The sequence below is a fragment of the Burkholderia sp. HMSC10F09 genome (assembly GCF_001806955.1).
Taxonomy (GTDB): Bacteria; Pseudomonadota; Gammaproteobacteria; order Burkholderiales; family Burkholderiaceae; genus Burkholderia; species Burkholderia multivorans.
Genome location: NZ_KV786841.1, coordinates 1 through 13,780, shown reverse-complemented (window position 1 = coordinate 13,780; position 13,780 = coordinate 1). Strand labels below are relative to the sequence as shown.

12 protein-coding genes and 1 pseudogene are annotated in these 13,780 nt (G+C 65.0%); 6 read left to right on the top strand and 7 right to left on the bottom strand.

The features are described from left to right. Window positions 1–60 precede the first annotated feature (60 nt). Both hemA and HMPREF3115_RS21755 read right to left on the bottom strand, forming a co-directional pair. The gene (gene hemA, locus HMPREF3115_RS21760) at window positions 61–1,359 is read right to left on the bottom strand and encodes a glutamyl-tRNA reductase (RefSeq protein ID WP_006406930.1); all 1,299 of its coding nucleotides are present in this window, start codon (window positions 1,357–1,359) and stop codon (window positions 61–63) included. A gap of 26 nt (window positions 1,360–1,385) precedes the next feature. Then, entirely contained in the window at window positions 1,386–2,147 is a 762-nt protein-coding gene (locus HMPREF3115_RS21755) for a response regulator transcription factor (protein WP_006406929.1), read from the bottom strand. A gap of 168 nt (window positions 2,148–2,315) precedes the next feature. Here HMPREF3115_RS21755 and HMPREF3115_RS21750 point away from each other — a divergent pair, with 168 nt between their 5' ends. Genes HMPREF3115_RS21750 through HMPREF3115_RS21735 form a run of 4 tightly spaced genes read left to right on the top strand, consistent with a single transcriptional unit; the run spans window position 2,316 to window position 5,633 of the window. Then, window positions 2,316–2,570 (top strand): hypothetical protein, encoded by a 255-nt coding sequence (locus tag HMPREF3115_RS21750; protein ID WP_070556018.1) that lies wholly within the window; start codon window positions 2,316–2,318, stop codon window positions 2,568–2,570. A gap of 18 nt (window positions 2,571–2,588) precedes the next feature. Beyond that, complete coding sequence (locus HMPREF3115_RS21745; RefSeq protein ID WP_070556016.1) at window positions 2,589–4,403, top strand: aminopeptidase P family protein; 1,815 nt, start codon at window positions 2,589–2,591, stop codon at window positions 4,401–4,403. A gap of 58 nt (window positions 4,404–4,461) precedes the next feature. After that, window positions 4,462–5,013 (top strand): cysteine hydrolase family protein, encoded by a 552-nt coding sequence (locus tag HMPREF3115_RS21740; protein WP_070556014.1) that lies wholly within the window; start codon window positions 4,462–4,464, stop codon window positions 5,011–5,013. Next, on the top strand, window positions 5,010–5,633 hold the full coding sequence (locus HMPREF3115_RS21735; RefSeq protein WP_070556011.1) for an HAD family hydrolase: 624 nt from the start codon (window positions 5,010–5,012) through the stop codon (window positions 5,631–5,633). Before HMPREF3115_RS21740 ends, HMPREF3115_RS21735 begins: the two co-directional genes overlap by 4 nt. A gap of 74 nt (window positions 5,634–5,707) precedes the next feature. Here HMPREF3115_RS21735 and ettA read toward each other — a convergent pair whose 3' ends face one another. From ettA to HMPREF3115_RS21720, 3 genes and pseudogenes are all read right to left on the bottom strand, one after another. After that, on the bottom strand, window positions 5,708–7,375 hold the full coding sequence (gene ettA / locus HMPREF3115_RS21730) for an energy-dependent translational throttle protein EttA (RefSeq protein WP_006400488.1): 1,668 nt from the start codon (window positions 7,373–7,375) through the stop codon (window positions 5,708–5,710). A gap of 183 nt (window positions 7,376–7,558) precedes the next feature. Further along, window positions 7,559–7,867: a DUF3761 domain-containing protein gene (locus HMPREF3115_RS21725; protein ID WP_006406924.1), complete on the bottom strand. Its 309-nt coding sequence runs from the start codon at window positions 7,865–7,867 to the stop codon at window positions 7,559–7,561. Between the two features lie 93 nt (window positions 7,868–7,960). Next, a pseudogene (locus HMPREF3115_RS21720) lies at window positions 7,961–8,212 on the bottom strand (LysR substrate-binding domain-containing protein); the annotation flags it as partial. 432 nt (window positions 8,213–8,644) lie between these two features. On the opposite strand from HMPREF3115_RS21720, the gene gabP reads away from it, so the two are divergent. Beyond that, window positions 8,645–10,036, top strand: a complete 1,392-nt coding sequence (gabP, locus tag HMPREF3115_RS21715) for a GABA permease (RefSeq protein WP_070556007.1) — start codon at window positions 8,645–8,647, stop codon at window positions 10,034–10,036. A gap of 144 nt (window positions 10,037–10,180) precedes the next feature. Here the strand turns inward: gabP and HMPREF3115_RS21710 are convergent, their stop codons facing one another. Together HMPREF3115_RS21710 and HMPREF3115_RS31135 are read right to left on the bottom strand one after the other, a co-directional pair. Then, window positions 10,181–11,335, bottom strand: a complete 1,155-nt coding sequence (locus tag HMPREF3115_RS21710) for a JmjC domain-containing protein (protein ID WP_070556005.1) — start codon at window positions 11,333–11,335, stop codon at window positions 10,181–10,183. A gap of 66 nt (window positions 11,336–11,401) precedes the next feature. Then, window positions 11,402–11,722, bottom strand: coding sequence for a hypothetical protein (locus HMPREF3115_RS31135; protein ID WP_125902617.1), 321 nt, complete (start codon window positions 11,720–11,722; stop codon window positions 11,402–11,404). A 740-nt stretch (window positions 11,723–12,462) separates the two neighbouring features. Here HMPREF3115_RS31135 and HMPREF3115_RS21700 point away from each other — a divergent pair. Continuing rightward, complete coding sequence (locus HMPREF3115_RS21700; RefSeq protein WP_053297711.1) at window positions 12,463–13,674, top strand: MBL fold metallo-hydrolase; 1,212 nt, start codon at window positions 12,463–12,465, stop codon at window positions 13,672–13,674. The last annotated feature ends 106 nt before the right edge of the window (window positions 13,675–13,780 follow it).

Sequence of the window (13,780 nt, the reverse complement as noted above, 5' to 3'; positions counted from 1 at the left end):
CAAGGAGTATTCGGAAAGGATAGGCCGGCCGACGGCCGGCGGCAGTGCGATCGGCCGGCGCTAGTGGCCGGACTGATCGTTGGAGCGCGGCGCGTGCTGATAGAAACCGCGCATCAGCTCGATCAGCGAATCGCGATCGGCGCCGTTCACGCGGTTGAGCGCACTCGTCGGGCCGTGGATCAGCTTGTTGGTCAGCGCCTGCGACAGCGCTTCGAGCACGGCGGCCGGATCGTCGCCGCGAGCGAGCATTTTCTGCGCCTTCTCGACTTCCAGGCGGCGCAGCGCGTCGGCCTGCGTGTGCATATGACGGATCACCGGCACGACGCTGCGCGTATCGAGCCATTGCATGAAATTCTGCACGCGCGTCTCGATGATCGCTTCGGCCTGCGCGACCGCCGCCTGACGCGATGCGTTGCCTTCGCGCACGATCGCGCCGAGATCGTCGACGGTGTACAGGAACACGTCCTTCAGCTTGCCGACTTCGGGCTCGATGTCGCGCGGCACGGCGAGATCGACCATGAAGATCGGACGGTGACGGCGCGCCTTCACGGCGCGCTCGACCGCGCCGAGACCGATGATCGGCAGCGTCGACGCGGTGCACGACACGATGATGTCGAATTCGTGCATCCGCGCCGGCAGGTCCGACAGCGGCATCGCGCGGCCGTTGAAGCGTTCGGCGAGCCGCTGGCCGCGCTCGGCCGTGCGGTTCGCGACGACGAGCTCGCGCGGGCCTTGTGCGGCGAAGTGCGTCGCGCAGAGCTCGATCATTTCGCCGGCGCCGATGAACAGCACGCGCTGATCCGACACCTTTTCGAAGATCCGCTGCGCGAGGCGTACCGCGGCGGCCGCCATCGACACCGACTGCGCGCCGATTTCCGTCGTGCCGCGCACTTCCTTCGCAACCGCGAACGTGCGCTGGAACAGCTGATTCAGGTAGGTGCCGAGCGCGCCGGCTTCGGACGCGGTACGCACCGCGTCCTTCATCTGACCGAGGATCTGCGTTTCGCCGAGCACCATCGAATCGAGGCCCGAGGCGACGCGAAATGCGTGCCGGACCGCTTCGGACTGCGGCAGCGCATAGACGTGCGGCGCCAGTTCATCGACCGGAATCCGGTGATAGTCGGACAGCCAGCGGATCGCGGCGTCGCGCGCCGCGCGATCGTCGGTTGCGCAGTAGAGCTCGGTGCGGTTGCAGGTGGACAGGATCGCCGCTTCGGGCGCGTTGGGCGCCTGCGGGCCGAGGAAGACGTTCTTGAACGTGACGAGAGCCGGCTTGATCTGCTCGAGCGGAAACGCCACGCGTTCGCGCAAGGCGACTGGCGCAGTGTGGTGGTTGATTCCGATCGTGAGGAGTTGCATATCGAGGGCTATCGTTTAGCCGCATATTATAGCGTCTCGGCGGATTGCTCACCTGCGCTGTAGCGGGCGTCCGCGAGGCGCGGGCGGCGATTTGGGGGCTCGATCGGCACGCGATCGAGCTGATAGCCGTAGCCGTACAGCGGCAGCAGCCGGTAGCCGCGTTCCGGCAGCAGCCGCAGCTTGCTGCGCAGCCGCGATGCGTGCGTGTCGAGCGTGCGCGACTTCATGTCGCGGTGGCGCGCCCACACCGTCTCGAGGATATGGGCGCGCGACACCGGCCGCGACAGGTTCGCGAGCAGAAGCCGCGCGAAGCGGAACTCCTTCGGCGTGAGCGCGACGGTGTGCTGGCCGAAGCTGACGAGCAAGTGCGTCGCATCGAACGCGAATTCGCCATACATTTCGCGCGAGCGCACCGGCGGCCGGCGCACGCCCGCGCGCCGGCTCAGCGCGGTCACGCGCGCCAGCAGCTCGGGCCCGCCGACCGGGCGCACGAGGCAGTCGTCGGCACCCGCGTGCAGGCAGGCGACGATTTCGCTTTCGCGTGACAGATGGAAGACGGCGATCGCGGGCAGCCCGGGCAGGACCGCCTGCGCGCGCGGAATGATGTCTTCGGCAGGGCTGTCGCCGGCCCAGCCCGCGACGATCAGCATGTCGCAGGTGTCGCCTGCAAGCCATTCGAAGAACGCCGCGGCGGTGGAAAATGCGTGGCAAACGTGACCGCCGATGAAGAGCTGGCGATTCAGGAACGCGGCGTGGTCCGCGTCCGGATCGATCAGAGCGATTCGCATGATGTGTGTTCAATGCGGCAGCCGGTGCGCGCTTGCCATAACGTCGACTGGGCCCCTACACTCGAACGTTCGCGGCGCCCGGCTGTCCCGGGTTCGATGGATGATCGATGCTAGCCGCTGGCAACGTTCACGCCTATTGGACGAATCTGAATTTATAGAAGGCGTCGAATGAACTGGTTTGGGATTGTTGTCCTGGGGGCGGCCGTCGGGCTCGTCGGCCGCTGGCTGCACCCGATGCGGCGTGCGGGCCGGCCGGCGTGGTGGGCGTCGGTGCTCGTCGGCATCGCGGCGGCCGCCGCCGCGCGCATGCTCGGCAACCTCTCGGGACTGTTTTACGACGGCGAAACGCTCGAATGGCCGGTCTGTGCCGGCGCCGCGTTCGTCGCCGTCGCCGTGACGGTCGCGCTCGCGGCCCGTCGATGAAAGCTCTCAGGTGAAATCATGAATGCCCGTCTCCCCGAAGTCTCGCCGGTGCCGACCCGGCTCGCGCTGCTGCGCGGCGCGATGGTCCGCGAGGATCTGGCCGCGTATCTCGTACCGTCCGCCGATCCGCATCTGTCCGAATATCTGCCCGAGCGCTGGCAGGCCCGCCGCTGGTTGTCCGGCTTCACGGGCTCGGTCGGCACGCTCGTCGTGACCGCCGATTTCGCGGGCCTCTGGGTCGACAGCCGCTACTGGGTGCAGGCCGAAGCCGAGCTCGCCGGCACCGGCGTGCAACTGATGAAGATGACGGGCGGCCAGCAGAGCGCACCGCACGTCGACTGGCTCGCGCAGAACGTGCCGGCCGGTGCGACGGTCGGCGTCGACGGCGCGGTGCTCGGCGTCGCCGCGGCGCGCGCGCTGACGGCGGCGCTCAGCGCGCGCGGGATCGCGCTGCGCACCGATCTCGACCTGCTCGACGCGATCTGGCCCGAGCGGCCGGCGCTGCCCGCCGATCCGGTGTTCGAGCACGTCGCGCCGCAGGCCGACACGACGCGCGCGAGCAAGCTCGCCGACGTGCGGCGCGCGATGCAGGCGCAGGGCGCGCAGTGGCATTTCGTCTCGACGCTCGACGATCTCGCGTGGCTGTTCAACCTGCGCGGCGCCGACGTCAGCTTCAATCCGGTATTCGTTGCGCACGCAATGATCGGCATCGACAGCGCGACCTTGTTCGTCGCCGACGGCAAGGTGTCGCCCGCGCTGGCCGCGTCGCTCGCGCAGGACGGCGTCGAGGTGCGGCCGTATGGCGACGCGCGGGCGGCGCTCGCCGCGCTGCCGGACGGCGCGACGTTGCTGGTCGACCCGCGCCGCGTGACGTTCGGCACGCTCGAAGCCGTGCCGGCCGGCGTGAAGCGGGTCGAGGCCGTGAACCCGTCGACGTTCGCGAAATCGCGCAAGACGCCCGCCGAGATCGCGCATGTGCGCGTGACGATGGAGCACGACGGCGCGGCGCTCGCCGAATTCTTCGCGTGGTTCGAGCAGGCCGTGAACCGCGACACGATCACCGAGCTGACGATCGACGAGCAGCTGACGGCCGCGCGCGCGCGGCGCCCCGGCTACGTGTCGCCGAGTTTCGCGACGATTGCCGGTTTCAACGCGAACGGCGCGATGCCGCATTACCGCGCGACGCCTGCGTCGCATGCGACGATCGCCGGCGACGGGCTGCTGCTCGTCGACTCGGGCGGCCAGTACCTGACGGGCACGACCGACATCACGCGCGTCGTGCCGGTCGGCACCGTCAGCGATCTGCAGCGGCGCGATTTCACGATCGTGCTGAAGTCGATGATGGCGCTGTCGCGTGCGCGTTTCCCGCGCGGCATCCGCTCGCCGATGCTCGACGCGATCGCGCGCGCGCCGATGTGGGCGGCCGGTCTCGACTACGGTCACGGCACCGGCCACGGCGTCGGCTATTTCCTGAACGTGCACGAAGGTCCGCAGGTGATTTCGCACTACGCGCCGGCCGAGCCGTACACGGCAATGGAAGAAGGGATGATCACGTCGATCGAGCCGGGCGTGTACCGCCCCGGCCAGTGGGGCGTGCGGATCGAGAACCTGGTCGTGAATCGCGCGGCCGGGCAGACCGAGTTCGGCGATTTCCTCGCGTTCGAGACGCTGACGCTGTGCCCGATCGACACGCGCTGCGTGCTGATCGAGATGCTGCACGAGGAAGAGCGCGCGTGGCTCAACGCGTATCACGCGACGGTGCGCGAGCGCGTCGGCCGGCACGTGAGCGGCGACGCGAAAGCATGGCTCGACGCGCGCACGCAGCCGGTCTGACGCGGCGAACGACACGGGCCGCGCGGCGGCCCGACGATAACGACGGCGAGGAGCGACGATGACGGATACCGCAGTGATCGTGGTCGACATGCAGCGCGGGCTCGTGCAGCGCGCGACGCCCGCGTACCGGCTCGACGACGTCGTGTCGGGCATCAACCGGCTGACCGCGGCGGCGCGCGCCGCGCGTGCGCCGGTGTGCTTCGTGCAGCACGACGGCGACGCGGCCGACGACATCGTGCCCGGCACGCCCGGCTGGGAGCTGCATCGCGGGCTCGTCGTCGAGGCCGGCGACTGGCGCATCCGCAAGCGGATGAGCGACGCGTTTCACGACACGCCGCTCGCCGCCCAGCTGGACCGGCACGGCGTCCGGTCGGTGCTGATCTGCGGCTACGCGACCGAGTTCTGCGTCGATGCGGCCGCGCGTCGCGCGACGCTGCTCGGCTACCGCACGACCGTCGTGTCGGATCTGCATACGACGAATACGCGCGCGCACCTGTCGGCGGAGCAGATCGTCGCGCATCATCACTTCATCTGGGAAAACAGTTCGCTGTCGGGCAACGCGGTGACGCCGCGCCCGCTGGCCGACGTGCTCGCAACGGAGCTCGCATGACGATCAAGGCGGTGGTGTTCGATTTCGGCGGCGTGCTGATCGACTGGAGCCCCGAGTATCTGTACCGGAAACTGATTGCCGGCGACGCCGAGCGCCGCTGGTTTCTCACGCACGTCTGCGCGATGGAGTGGGTCGTGCGGCAGGACGGCGGACAGACGATCGAAGAAGGCACGAACGAGCTCGTCGCGCAGTATCCCGAACACGAAGCGCTGATCCGCGCGTTCTACGCACGCTGGCACGAGATGATCGGCGGCGTGCTCGCGGAAGGCGTCGCGCTCGTCGAGCGGCTCGACGCGCGCGGCATGCCGCTGTTCGGGCTCACGAACTGGTCCGCGCAGACGTTTCCGTATGCATGGGAGCACTTCCCGGTGCTGCGGCGCTTCAAGGACATCGTCGTGTCGGGCCACGTGAAGCTCGTGAAGCCCGACCCGGCGATCTACCGCGCGATGCATGCGCGGATCGATCCGCATCTGCCGGGCATCGCGCCGCATGAACTCGTGTTCATCGACGACAACGCGAAGAACGCGGCCGCCGCGACCGCGCTCGGCTGGCACGGCATTCACCACACGAGCGCGGCCGCGACCGAAGCGCGGCTGCGCGAACTCGGCGCGCTCGCGTAAGCCGCCGCCATCAAAAAACCCCGCGCTTCGGACAGACAGCGCGGGGTTTGTGGGTCAGCGGGGCCGCCGGCCGATCAGCGCGTGATCGGCTTGTAGCGGATGCGCTTCGGCTTCGCCGCTTCCTCGCCGAGGCGTGCGCGCTTGTCGGCTTCGTATTCCTGGTAGTTGCCGTCGAAGAACGTGACCTGCGAGTCGCCTTCGAACGCGAGGATGTGCGTCGCGATCCGGTCGAGGAACCAGCGATCGTGCGAAATCACCATCACCGAGCCGGCGAACTCGAGCAGCGCGTCTTCGAGTGCGCGCAGCGTTTCGACGTCGAGGTCGTTCGACGGTTCGTCGAGTAGCAGCACGTTGCCGCCGGAGATCAGCGTCTTCGCGAGGTGCAGGCGGCCGCGCTCGCCGCCGGACAGGTTGCCGACGATCTTCTGCTGGTCGCCGCCCTTGAAGTTGAAGCGGCCGATGTACGCACGCGACGGCGTTTCGTACTTGCCGACCGTCAGCACGTCGGCGCCGCCGGAGATTTCCTCGAACACCGTCTTCGAGCCGTCGAGCGCATCGCGGCTCTGGTCGACGTACGCGAGCTTCACGGTCGGGCCCGTCACGATCTCGCCCGAATCCGGCTGCTCCTTGCCCGTGATCATCCGGAACAGCGTCGACTTGCCGGCGCCGTTCGGACCGATGATGCCGACGATCGCGCCCGCCGGAATCTTGAAGCTCAGATTGTCGATCAGCAGCCGATCGCCGTACGACTTGCTGACGTTCTTGAACTCGATCACTTCATTGCCGAGGCGATCGCCGACCGGAATGAAGATTTCCTGCGTTTCGTTGCGCTTCTGGTATTCCTGGCTGTTCAGCTCCTCGAAGCGCGCGATACGCGCCTTCGACTTCGCCTGACGGCCCTTCGGGTTCTGGCGCACCCACTCCAGTTCCTTCTTGATCGCCTTCTGGCGCGCGGATTCGGCCGCCTCTTCCTGCTTCAGGCGTTCCTCCTTCTGGTCGAGCCAGCTGCTGTAGTTGCCCTTCCAGGGAATGCCGTGGCCGCGGTCGAGTTCGAGAATCCACTCGGCTGCGTTGTCGAGGAAGTAGCGATCGTGCGTGACGGCGACGACCGTGCCCGGGAAGCGCACGAGGAACTGCTCGAGCCAGTCGACCGATTCCGCATCGAGGTGGTTGGTCGGTTCGTCGAGCAGCAGCATGTCGGGTTTTTCGAGCAGCAGCTTGCACAGCGCGACGCGACGCTTTTCGCCGCCCGACAGGTGCTCGATCTTCGCGTCCCACGGCGGCAGGCGCAGTGCGTCGGCCGCCACTTCGAGCTGCTGCTCGGGGCTGCCGCCGTCGCTCGACGCGAGGATCGCCTCGTATTTCGCCTGCTCGGCCGCGAGCGCGTCGAAGTCGGCGTCCGGTTCCGCATACGCGGCGTAGATTTCCTCGAGCTTCTTGTTCGCCTGGAACAGATCGCCGAGACCTTCCTCGACCGCCTCGCGCACCGTCTTGCTCGGGTCGAGCTGCGGTTCTTGCGGCAGGTAGCCGATGTTCAGGTTCGGCATCGGCGTCGCTTCGCCTTCGATGTCCTTGTCGACGCCTGCCATGATGCGGATCAGCGTCGACTTGCCCGAGCCGTTCAGGCCGAGCACGCCGATCTTCGCGCCCGGAAAGAACGACAGCGAGATGTCCTTCAGAATCTGGCGCTTGGGCGGCACGATCTTGCCGACCCGGTTCATCGTGAAAACGTATTGGGCCATTTCGGTGTGAAGTCAGAAGTGGTTGAGACGGCCGCGCAGCGTGCTGGCGTGGCGGCGTCGGATGATTCGGTACGGAGCGGCCGCGCGAGGCGCGACGGTGTGCCGCGTGCGGCGACGCGAACGGCTATTGTACTTCGCCGCCGGCTGTCGCTGGCGCGGCTCGGCCGTTTGGCCGAGGCACGCTCAGAGCCACTCGGCGACGCCGCCGTGGCCCGAGCACGTGCCGCGTCGATGGCGGCTGAAGCTGTACGCGCCGTCGCGGCATCGCGCGCTCGCGCCTTCCGGCACGCGGCCCGATTTCGAGCGGGCCGGCGCGTGGACGGTTTCGCCGTCGCGATTGCGATAGGTGTCGTGGCGATCGAGGTCGGCTTCGTTGCCGTACGCGGGCGATGCGCGGAACGCGTGCGCCGGAGCGGACAGCGGCGCGGTGGCGGCGAACAGCGCGATCGACAAGGCTGCGATGCGCGTCGCGCGGTGGAGCAGGGCGGGCATGGTCTTCTCGTGATGTTGTTATTGGAGCGGCGCGATGGCCGTGGGCGGCATGCTAACCGATGCGCGGGAGAAGCGGCGCGGCGCGCGCTGTCGCTACGTCGCGCCGGACATCGATGGCGCGTCGCCGGCGCGCGCGGCATCGAGTATCCAGCGCCGGAACGCAGCCACCTTCGGCCGTTCCGCATGATGCGGCGGGTAGACGAGGTCGTACGCGAAATCGTCGAGCCGTGCGACGTCGGCGAGCTGCACGAGCCGGCCGTTCGCGAGCTCGCCGCGCACCATCGCAGCCGGCAGCAGCCCCGCGCCTTGCCCGGCGACGCTGGCCTGCAGCGGCGGTGACAAGCCTGCTTCGGCGCGAATGGGAGGCGAACGTGCCGGCCAAATGGCGGGAAACGGGCGATGCGAGTTGGCGCGTCGACCGGTGCCGGCACGGGCGGCCGAACCGGATCACGCGTTGCATCGATTCGCGTCGATGCAACAAGTGGTTCCATCGAAAATAATCAATTGGTTCTTAGTGAAGAACCGTTTGATGCTTACACTGCATCGCTTCGAAGGCGGCTGACCGAAAGCCGACGGAATCGGCGCGCGCGATGCGCCGGCGCGCTGCGCGCCGCATCGCACCCGCAGCTTCGCAGACTGCGCGGCGCGCCGTGCCGGAGCGGCCCGGCGGATTCGCGTGCCGCACGCACGCGGTTCCATCCCGGCTCAACAAAGACAATCCCCACGCCGCCTTCACGCGACACCGGTCGTACCGGACCGTTTTTTGGAGAGAGACAGATGAAGGAAAGCAAGACAGGCCTTGGCACCGGCCTGAAGCAGCGGCACGTGACGATGATGTCCATTGCGGGCGTGATCGGCGCGGGCTTGTTCGTCGGTTCCGGCCACGCGATCGCGGAAGCCGGTCCGGCATCGATCCTCGCGTATGCGATCGCGGGCGTGCTGGTCGTGCTGGTGATGCGCATGCTCGGCGAAATGGCCGTCGCGCATCCGGACAGCGGCTCGTTTTCCACCTATGCCGACCGCGCGATCGGTCACTGGGCAGGCTTCACGATCGGCTGGCTGTACTGGTGGTTCTGGGTGCTCGTGATCCCGATCGAGGCGACGGCCGCCGCGACCATCCTCAATGCGTGGTTCCCGGGCATTGCGACGTGGATGTTCGCGCTCGGCATCACGCTGCTGCTGACCATCACGAATCTGTTCTCGGTCAAGAACTACGGCGAATTCGAATTCTGGTTCGCGCTGATCAAGGTCGTCGCGATCGTCGTGTTCCTGTGCGTCGGCGCTGCGGCGATCGTCGGCATCGTGCCGGCGCCGGCCGTGTCGGGCGTGTCGAACCTGTTCGCGCATCACGGCTTCATGCCGAACGGCGCCGGCGCGGTGCTCGCGGCGATGTTGACGACGATGTTCTCGTTCCTCGGCACCGAGATCGTGACGATCGCGGCCGCCGAATCCGACAACCCGCAACGCCAGATCGTGCGTGCGACGAATTCGGTGATCTGGCGCATCACGCTGTTCTATCTCGGCTCGATCCTCGTCGTGGCGGCGATCGTGCCGTGGAACGACCCGCTGCTGCCGGCGCACGGCTCGTATCAGCGCGCGATGGAGCTGATCGGCGTGCCGAACGCGAAGGCGATCATCGACGTGATCGTGCTCGTGTCGGTTGCGAGCTGCCTGAATTCGGCGCTGTACACGGCGTCACGGATGCTGTTCTCGCTGTCCAAGCGCAAGGACGCGCCCGCGTTCCTGCACCGCACCGATTCGACCGGCACGCCGCGTGCGGCCGTGCTCGCGTCGACCGCGTTCGGCTTCGTGACCGTGATCGCAAACTATCTAATGCCGGAGCAGGTGTTCGGCTTCCTGCTCGCGACCTCGGGCGCGATCGCGCTGCTCGTGTATCTCGTGATCGCGATCTCGCAACTGCGGATGCGCAGGACGCTCGAAGCGACCGGCGCGGATCTGCCGCTGCGGATGTGGATGTTCCCGTGGCTCACGTGGGCGGTGATCCTGTTCATCTGCGGCACGCTGACCGTGATGCTCGTGAGCGAGGAACACCGAATGGAAGTCGGTGCGACGGCCGTGCTGGCGCTGCTCGTGCTGCTTGCGTCGTGGCTGAACAAGCGCGGTCGCGATGCGCAGGTGGGCGAGGGGCGGCGCGTGTCGGCGACGTAACTCGTGTGAACCGGACGGGCGCGGCTGCTGCGCCCGTTCGCGCTGTGCGGCGTAGGCGCGGTGGAATCGAGGCGTGGCGTCGGGGAGGGCGGGCGTTGGCGGCACACCGCACGCGGCAGCGCGATGAATATCGGCGATAGCGCGTTACGCGAGAGAAAACTCCAGAATATCCTGGCGACAGAGATCCGTGACCAGATCGCGGATGCGGTCCGCATCGGTGTCGGCAAAACCAGAAATCGGTGTTCCGAGGCTGATGCCGGGGCGCTCGACGATCAGTCGAATCAGCGTTGCGCCTTGATCGTCCAGATTGACCTTGGTGCCGTTGGCGATCACATAGCGATCGTCGCGGCCAGGCGGCCGATAAGCGCTCAAGCGAATTCTCGATTCATCTGGGATTGCCGACACCGCTGGGTTCCCCAATGTCTCGAGTGCGAGATCTGTCTCGATACGTATGGCCCCAGTCCTATCGTCGAGAAAGCGGCGGTAATTCTCTCGGGTGCAAATGAAGTCCTCGAATTGTTGCCCTATCGACGCCAGGACGTTTTTATCGTTCTCCCAGTCACTCAACGAACGTCTGGCGTCGAGCAAGTGCGGCATTCGGTTTATCGCCCAACTCAAGTAATCAATGACATAGGCCGGGAAAGTTCCGAATGCAAGATGGAAGGTCGCTTCACCGACGGGAAGCGGGTTGTGCCACCAGCCTCGTGGTAGATAGAGCAGATCACCGGCCTCCAACATGACGTCCATATACGGGGTGTCAGGACACGGATACAGGCCCTCGTAATCCTTGCTTTGTTGCATGTAAAGCGGTGCCTCGAGTGAGGGCTCGTACAGGACCCACCGCTTGCGCCCGATGAGTTGTATTGCGAAAACGTCACGTGTATCCCAATGGCAGCGGAACGAGTCGCGCTCACCGAATGCCAGGTAGGCGCTACTGACCACCTGTCTGCCGGTGAATTCGATGAGTTGTCTCGATAACTGATTGACCTTCGGTTCAGTGGCGATTTTGTTTGCGATCAATGTCGCGCCCTTGCGCAAATAATCGTAGACAACTGGCTTGATCAGGCGATGGCGAAGCGTGCCGATGTCCCACCAGCTTTCGATGTATTCGCTCTTTGGTCGGATGCCGTCGAAAGTCAGCTTGAAATCGTCGGAGGCTACGTTGCTGCGTTCGAAGATTTCATTTACGTCCCGCCAGGAGAAGTTGCGAAGCGATACGGCTCCTTTCATAAGCAAGGGGCGCTTTTCCTGGTAATCGAGTGCGAAGTCTTTAGGGGAGACGCTGAACGAAATGCTCATCGGAACGATTTGATGTTTGGGCTGGTTTCGGGTTCGGTTGGGGAAGGTGATTTAGTTGTAGTTGGTTCATGGCGCGTTGTAGTTGGTGCCCGCCGAGTTGGTCGCATTTTCCAAGAAACCAGCGGCCATTCCACTATAAAATCCAAGCTGACCATTGAGAATGGTCATTGCACCGGCTTGCATGAGTGTGGGGGTTGCTGGGCCGGTAAAAAAGCCAAGCGTGGCCCCGGCAAGTATCGCTGAAGCGAGACCGGTGGGGCTCGCTTGTCCGGTGACCGATGCTTGCCCCAAGTAAATGGCCCCCCCTCCGACACCGCCAAGCGCGGCACCGATTGGCCCTACGGCGCCAGAGACTACCTTCAGTTCTCGAATTGATAGTTCGCGCATTTCAATTCTCCGAAAAACCGTCATGTCAGGGATGTTTGGTAAGTAGTGATTTTGCGATGTTTCCTAAAATTACGGATAAAAATATTAGGATCATCCAGGGGTTTACTTTTGTTTTTATGATGAACGTCGATATTATTTTGAATAGCCAATACAGGACAATATGGATGGAAATGATGAGTGCGCATCCAATGAAGAAGTCGATGAAGAAAGCGTCGACTGAACCGGGGGTGAATTTTATGCCGAGAATTTCGGCGTGCGGTTCATTTTTCATGGAATGATTGATCCTTGGATTGATGCGATGCCGAGTGTCCGCGGGAAGTGATTGGGAAAGTATCGAGTGCGATCAGATGCTCGTATATAGAACAAATACCAATTTTTATAAATCTGCGTCGGAAAATGTCTGAAGTCGTAGCTCGATGACGATCGCTGTTTTTTGTTGGAAGTGTGCTGAACGAATTTTCGGGCTGTATCCGTCCGGCGCCATTCAATTGATCCATCGGTTCGAGTCGGTCTACGGACAGCCGGTGGGCAACGGCTTTGCGATCGGACCAGGACGGAGAAACCAGTCGCCGCATCCGTCGAGCAACAATTCCAAGTAAAGGCAGACCAAAAAAGCAAACTGCCGTCGCACCCTCCGCGATTCGTTCTCGCGAGTAAATAGACGATCAACAGATCGGCTATTTGTAACTGACGTGGTTTCATTTATCGTTCGTCGACCTCATCTCTGAAGGAGTACGACCATGTCGGTACGTCACCTGGTTTCATCCGTACTGGCGGCGAGCGCGCTGCTCGGCGCGGCATCGTCGAGCATTGCCGGCCCGCTGGCCGTGGACGTCTACAATCCGGGCGCGAAGAGCATCTTTCCGGTGTCGTCGGAGATCGTGTCGGGCAAGACCGAAGCGATCCTGATCGACGCACAGTTCCAGCGCAACGACGCGCAGACGCTCGTGAACCGGATCAAGGCGACGGGCAAGACGTTGAAGGCCGTCTACGTCAGCCATAGCGATCCGGACTACTACTTCGGGCTCGACACGATCCACGCGGCGTTCCCGGACGCGAAGATCGTCGCGACGCCGCAGACGGTCGCCGCAATCGAAGCGAGCAAGGACGGCAAGCTCGCGTACTGGCGGCCGATCCTGAAGGACAACGCGCCGGCGTCGATCGTCGTGCCGCGGCCGCTCGACGGCGACACGCTGAGCGTCGACGGCGAGAAGCTGCGCATCGTCGGGCTCGACGGCCCGACGCCGGACCGCACGTTCGTGTGGATTCCGTCGGAGCGCACGGTGGTGGGCGGAATTCCGGTCGCGGCGAACATCCATGTGTGGATGGCCGATACGCAGACCCCGCTGTCGCACGCGAACTGGCTCGCGACGCTCGACCGGATCGATGCGCTGAAGCCGGTGCGCGTCGTACCGGGCCACTTCCTGCCGAACGCGGACGGCAGCCGGCCGTTCACGACCGGCGTCGCGTTTACGCGCGCCTATGTGAAGGCGTTCGATCAGGAGGCCGCGCGCGCACGCGATTCGTCGGCGCTGATCGCCGCGATGGAGGCGCGCTATCCGACGCTAGGGGCGAAATCGTCGCTCGAACTGAGCGCGAAGGTCGCGAAGGGCGAGATGCAGTGGCCTGCGCCGCAGCCGTTTCCGGCAATCGGCAAGGTCGCGCGCGTGGCGTTCGGCGACACGGTGTTCGACCTGCACTTCAAGGACGACAAGACGATGTCGTTCATCGGCACGGCAGGCCAATTCAAGGGCGTGACCGATACCGTGCAATACACGGCGCACGAGATTCGGCCGCAGGTGTACATGGTGTACTGGCACGAGCCGTCGACCGGTTCGAACGTCGTGCACGTCGAGGATTTCGCGCGCGGCACGGTGAACACGAACATCGCGACGAAAGACGGGCAGTTTCTCCACATGTCCGGCACGATCGCGATCGTCGGCGGCGAGTAACGAACGCATGCGGCTGCGACACGGTACCGTCGTCGCGGCGCGCCCCGCGACGCAAAAAAGAAAAAGCCCGCATCGAGCGTAATGCCGTTCAGTTAAGGTTCTTTCT

Excerpts from the sequence above, each read along its gene's own strand:
- hemA (WP_006406930.1), bottom strand. The coding sequence starts at position 1,359 with ATGCAACTCCTCACGATCGGAATCAACCACCACACTGCGCCAGTCGCC.
- HMPREF3115_RS21755 (WP_006406929.1), bottom strand. The coding sequence starts at position 2,147 with ATGCGAATCGCTCTGATCGATCCGGACGCGGACCACGCCGCGTTCCTG.
- HMPREF3115_RS21750 (WP_070556018.1), top strand. The coding sequence starts at position 2,316 with ATGAACTGGTTTGGGATTGTTGTCCTGGGGGCGGCCGTCGGGCTCGTC.
- HMPREF3115_RS21745 (WP_070556016.1), top strand. The coding sequence starts at position 2,589 with ATGAATGCCCGTCTCCCCGAAGTCTCGCCGGTGCCGACCCGGCTCGCG.
- HMPREF3115_RS21740 (WP_070556014.1), top strand. The coding sequence starts at position 4,462 with ATGACGGATACCGCAGTGATCGTGGTCGACATGCAGCGCGGGCTCGTG.
- HMPREF3115_RS21735 (WP_070556011.1), top strand. The coding sequence starts at position 5,010 with ATGACGATCAAGGCGGTGGTGTTCGATTTCGGCGGCGTGCTGATCGAC.
- ettA (WP_006400488.1), bottom strand. The coding sequence starts at position 7,375 with ATGGCCCAATACGTTTTCACGATGAACCGGGTCGGCAAGATCGTGCCG.
- HMPREF3115_RS21725 (WP_006406924.1), bottom strand. The coding sequence starts at position 7,867 with ATGCCCGCCCTGCTCCACCGCGCGACGCGCATCGCAGCCTTGTCGATC.
- gabP (WP_070556007.1), top strand. The coding sequence starts at position 8,645 with ATGAAGGAAAGCAAGACAGGCCTTGGCACCGGCCTGAAGCAGCGGCAC.
- HMPREF3115_RS21710 (WP_070556005.1), bottom strand. The coding sequence starts at position 11,335 with ATGAGCATTTCGTTCAGCGTCTCCCCTAAAGACTTCGCACTCGATTAC.
- HMPREF3115_RS31135 (WP_125902617.1), bottom strand. The coding sequence starts at position 11,722 with ATGCGCGAACTATCAATTCGAGAACTGAAGGTAGTCTCTGGCGCCGTA.
- HMPREF3115_RS21700 (WP_053297711.1), top strand. The coding sequence starts at position 12,463 with ATGTCGGTACGTCACCTGGTTTCATCCGTACTGGCGGCGAGCGCGCTG.